Annotated in this window: 4 protein-coding genes; 3 read left to right on the top strand and 1 reads right to left on the bottom strand. The window is 74.7% G+C overall.

What is annotated here, in order from left to right:
* The 3 genes from I73_RS21715 to I73_RS21705 form a co-directional block, all read left to right on the top strand.
* Window positions 1-507 (top strand): Hpt domain-containing protein (locus tag I73_RS21715; RefSeq protein ID WP_026097050.1); only part of this gene is annotated, 507 nt, incomplete at its 5' end.
* Window positions 508-772: 265 nt separating this feature from the next.
* Window positions 773-2,077, top strand: a complete 1,305-nt coding sequence (locus tag I73_RS21710) for an MSMEG_0569 family flavin-dependent oxidoreductase (RefSeq protein ID WP_022982547.1) — start codon at window positions 773-775, stop codon at window positions 2,075-2,077.
* Entirely contained in the window at window positions 2,074-2,955 is an 882-nt protein-coding gene (locus I73_RS21705) for a Pnap_2097 family protein (RefSeq protein ID WP_026097049.1), read from the top strand. Before I73_RS21710 ends, I73_RS21705 begins: the two co-directional genes overlap by 4 nt.
* A 16-nt stretch (window positions 2,956-2,971) precedes the next feature.
* Here I73_RS21705 and ccoG read toward each other — a convergent pair.
* Window positions 2,972-4,258 (bottom strand): cytochrome c oxidase accessory protein CcoG (gene ccoG, locus I73_RS29755; RefSeq protein ID WP_040501295.1); only part of this gene is annotated, 1,287 nt, incomplete at its 5' end.

The raw sequence follows: 4,258 nt of genomic DNA, 5'->3' as shown, positions 1-4,258 counted from the left end.
CGACCCATCGGCAAGCCGGTCAACCCGGCCCTGCTCTACGCCAAGCTGTTGCAGTGGCTGCCGCCGGTGGCCGCGGACGGACCGGCCACCCCCGGCGACGCCGCGCCGCCCCGGCCCCCGCTGGGCCAACGGCTGGCCGAGGTGGCCGAGCTGTCCCTGCCCGCTGCCCTGCACTACATGGGCGGCGACGAGGCCCGGCTGGAGCGCCTGCTGCAGGTCTTCGTGCGCACCTACCGCGACCCGGCCCGGGGCTTCGCCCCCGAGCCCACCCCGGACGCCCCCGCGCGCTGGCGCAGCACCGCCCACTCGCTGCGCGGGGCCTGCGCGTCCATCGGCGCCGAGGCGCTGGCGCGGGAGATCCAGGCCTTCGAGCTGGCCCTGGGGCGCGGCGACACGCCGGCCCCCCTGCCGCAGTGGGCCGACACCGCGCAGGCCCTGCAGCAGCGGCTCATGGCCCTGGTGCAGGCGCTGGAACCGGTGCTGGCGGCCGAGGGCCCCGCGGCCTGAGCCCCCGTCCCGGTGCATGCCCGCCCCTGATCGGATGCATTGATTGCACGGCGGGCGGGGCAAGTCGGTGCGCCGTGCCGCGCACCGGCCCCGGCGGCGCACGCCATGGCGCGGCCCTTCGGCGAGCCCCTGCCCGGGCCCACCGCCGCTGATCGCACCTTGATCGCGTCACGCGGGTGGCGCGCGGCATGGAGATCGCATTCGGAAGACCCCAGCACCGCCGGCTTCCGGCGGATCCTCCGTCTCGACAGCTCCGCACGCCGCCATGCCCAACACCCCTGCCACCCCCGCCTCCGCCCTCGCCCCCCGCTACCCCGTCGTCGTCGTCGGCGGCGGACAGGCCGGCCTGTCCACCAGCCACTACCTGCAGGCCCAGGGCATCGAGCACGTGGTGTTCGAGAAGCGCCGCTCCTTCGACTCCTGGCGGCTGGACCGCTGGGACACCTTCTGCCTGGTCACACCCAACTGGCAGTGCCGCCTGCCCGACTTCCCCTACGCCGGCCCGGACCCGAAGGGCTTCATGGTCAAGGACGAGATCGTGGCCTACCTGGAGGCCTTTGCCCGCCAGGTGCGCCCGCCCATCCACGAGGGCGTGGGCGTCACCCGGGTGAGCCGCCACACCAGCGGCGCCTTCCAGGTGGAGACGACGATGGGCAGCTGCCTGGCCGACCATGTGGTGGTGGCCACCGGCGGCTACGACCTGCCCATCGTGCCGCCCTGCGCCCACAGCCTGCCGGCGGGCATCCGCCAGGTGCATTCGGTGGACTACCGCAACCCGGACCAACTGCCCCCGGGCGGGGTGCTGGTGGTGGGCTCGGGCCAGTCGGGCGTGCAGATCATGGAAGACCTGCACCTGGCCGGGCGCCAGGTGCACCTGGCCGTGGGCTCGGCACCGCGCTCGCCACGGGTCTACCGCGGCCGCGAGGCCACCGAGTGGCTGTTCGACCTGGGCTTCTACCAGCTCACGGTGGACCGGCACCCGCTGGGCGACGAGGCCCGCCACAAGACCAACCACTACATGACCGGCCGCGACGGCGGCCACGAGATCGACCTGCGCCGCTTCGCCCTGCAGGGCGTGAAGCTCTACGGCACGCTGGACGACATCCAGGGCGGCACGGTGCACTTCCGCCCCGACCTCACCCGCAACCTGGACGAGGCCGACGAGGTCTACTGCGCCATCCGGCGCGACATCGACAAGTACATCGCCGCCCACGGCATCCAGGCCCCGGAGGAGCCGCCCTTCGAGAAGGTCTGGGCGCCCGAAGCCGACCCGCTGACGCTGGACCTGGCCGCCCAGGGCATCACCAGCATCGTCTGGGCCATCGGCTTCCGGCCCGACTACCGCTGGATCGACCTGCCCACCTTCGACGGCCGCGGCCACCCCAGCTTCCGCCGCGGCGTCTCGCCGGTGGAGGGCCTGTACTTCCTGGGCCTGCCCTGGCTGAACACCTGGGGCTCGGGCCGCTTCCTGGGCGTGGCCGAGGACGCGCAGCACCTGGTGGAGGTGATCGCCCAGCGCCAGGCCGCGCGGGCGCCGGCCCCGGCGCCCCGTCTGGTAGAGACGGCATGAGCGGGCGGCCGCGCGCGCAGACCGAGCCGCTGGCGCAGCGCATCCGCCTGGGCATGCCCCAGTTGTGCGGCCAGGGCCTGTCCGAACACTGGCTGCTCAAGACCGCGGGCGACCTGCACTGGCAGGCGCTGGCGGCCACCCACGGCTGCAGGCCCTCGGCGCTGCAGGATGCGCAGGGCCGGCGCGTGTACGCCGCCTTCACGCTGGTGCACCTGCGCGGCGCCCGCCTGCGCGAGGTGGACGAGGACCAGACCCTGGACCTGCGCATCGCCCACCAGCCGCTGGGGCGCTCGCGGCACTTCAGCCAGCAGTGGGCCCAGGGGCCGCAGGGCGAGGTGGCGCAGCTGAGCCTGCTCACCGCCGCGGTGGTGCGCGAGCGGGCGGGTGACAACCACACCGTCGCGCGGGTGCCGCTGCCCACCGGTCCGACGGTGGCCGACGCCGCCCTGGCCAGCGCCGCGCAGGCGGCCGATGCCAGCGTGCGCGCGGTGCGAGCCCAGGGCTGGCGGGAGCGCTTCGCGCTGCCGACACAGGCCCCTCTGGCCGAGCTGCCCGCGCTGCCCGAACTGGCCGACTGGGCCGTGACGCCCTGCCCCTACAACGACTTCAACGGCGCCGGCCTGCTCTACTTCGCCAGCTTCCAGGCCCTGGCCGATCGCGCGCACGGCCACTGGGGCCTGCACGCCACCGAACGGGCCGCGCAGGGCGTGGTGCGCGAGCGGCAGATGGTCTTCCACGGCAACGTCAACCCGGGCGAGGCCCTGCGCTTTCGGCTGCGCGCGCTGCGCCACACCGGCCTGGGCCACTGGAGCTGGACCCAGGTGCAGCGCCAGAGCGACGGCCGGTGCGTGGCCGACCTGGCCACGCTGCGGGTGTGATGCCGCCGCGGCCCGCTCAGCGCGGCAACACGAAGGTGGTGCGGGTGTGGGCGGCCTCGGGCGCCGGCTCCAGCGTGCGGGCCTGCAGCGTCACCGGCAGGATGCGGCCGCGCAGGCGTTGCGCCGCCTCGGCCGGCAGGCGCAGGCGCAGCAGCACCGTCTGGCTGTCGGCTGCCGGCAGCGCCACGCGCGGCTCGGACACCACCGTCAGGCCCGGCAGGGCCGGGTCCGCCACCACCTGCAGCGCGGCAGCGCGCTCGCCATCACGGGCATTGAGCAGCAGCACTTGGTAGGTGTTCTCGATGGCGCCGTCCTCCACCTCGCGCGAGAGCACGGCGCGGTCGCGCATTGCGTCCATGCGCAGGGTCGGGCGCTGCAGCAGGCCCACCCCCAGCGCCACCACCGTGGCCACCAGCAGCGTGCCGTAGACCAGCGCCCGGGGCCGCCACAGGCCGGGGCGCGGCGGGGCCTTCACGGGCTGCGCGGCCGGCTGCGGACGCGCCTGCGCCAGCCCCTCCAGCGAGGCGAAGCGGATCAGCCCGCGCGGCTGGCCGGTCTTGTCCATCACCGTGTCGCAGGCGTCGATGCAGGCGCCGCAGTTGATGCAGGCGGCCTGGAAGCCAGCGCGGATGTCGATGCCCACCGGGCAGACCTGCACGCACAGCGTGCAGTCCACGCAGGACCCCAGGCCCAGGGCGCGGGCATCGGCCTGGCGGGCACGGCCGCCGCGGGGCTCGCCGCGCCCCGCGTCGTAGGCCACGTTGAGCGTGCGGCTGTCCAGCATCGCGCCCTGGAAGCGGCCGTAGGGGCAGGCGTGCTGGCAGACCTTCTCGCGCAGCCAGCCGGCGTGCAGGTAGGTGGCCGCGCCGTAGAAGAGGATCCAGAAGACCTCCCAGGCACCCAGCGCGCCGGCCGGCAGGGCCGCCAGCAGCTCGCGCACCGGCGTGAAGTAGCCCACCAGGCTCAGGCCGGTCCACAGGCCCAGCAGGGCCCAGGCCAGGTGCTTGCCGCCGCGCCGCAGCAGCTTGCGCGCGCCCCAGGGCGCGGCGTCCAGGCGCTGGCGGGCCAGGCGGTCACCCTCGCAGCGCCGCTCGATCCAGCTGAAGAGCTCGGTGTAGACCGTCTGCGGGCAGGCAAAGCCGCACCACACCCGGCCCACCAGCGTGGTGACGAAGAACAGCAGCAGCGCGCTGGCGATCAGCAGCGCCGTCAGCCAGATCATGTCCTGCGGGAAGAACACCGCGCCAAAGACGAAGAAGCGCCGATGCTCCAGGTCGAAAAGCAACGCGGGCCGCCCGGCCCA

The organism is Ideonella sp. B508-1, from assembly GCF_000333615.1.
Lineage (GTDB): Bacteria > Pseudomonadota > Gammaproteobacteria > Burkholderiales > Burkholderiaceae_C > Ideonella.
This window is presented reverse-complemented; position numbering and strand designations above follow the sequence as displayed.